The 269-nt window shown below is 74.0% G+C and carries 1 protein-coding gene; it reads right to left on the bottom strand.

The window, feature by feature from the left end:
• The coding region (locus tag SB660_RS20885; protein ID WP_410584269.1) for a hypothetical protein at positions 1 to 269 on the bottom strand (269 nt) is incomplete at both ends.

The following is a 269-nucleotide window of genomic DNA, read 5'->3' as shown; positions in this document are numbered from 1 at the left end:
CTTCGTCTCCTTCTTGCCGACCTCGACCGCGAAGCCCCACGACGCCGTCCGGACCGTTCGCACCGCCTCGGAAGGGCCCTCCGACGTGGCGAGGGCGGTGTGCGCCTCCTCGACGATGTCGGCCACCGTGGACTCCCCCTCGAAGTCCAGCGGAGCGGGCGTGCCCGCGACCGCGGCCACTTGCGGCGTGATCATCGCGAAGGCGACGACCGCGGCCGTCGCGACAGCGACGACCCCCGACGCCCAGCCCAGAGCGCGCGCACGACGGC

The organism is Bacillus sp. SIMBA_005 (assembly GCF_046535585.1).
Taxonomy (GTDB): domain Bacteria; phylum Bacillota; class Bacilli; order Bacillales; family Bacillaceae; genus Bacillus; species Bacillus pumilus.
Note: the sequence above shows the minus strand (reverse complement) of the source record. Positions and strands in the feature narration are given on the sequence as shown.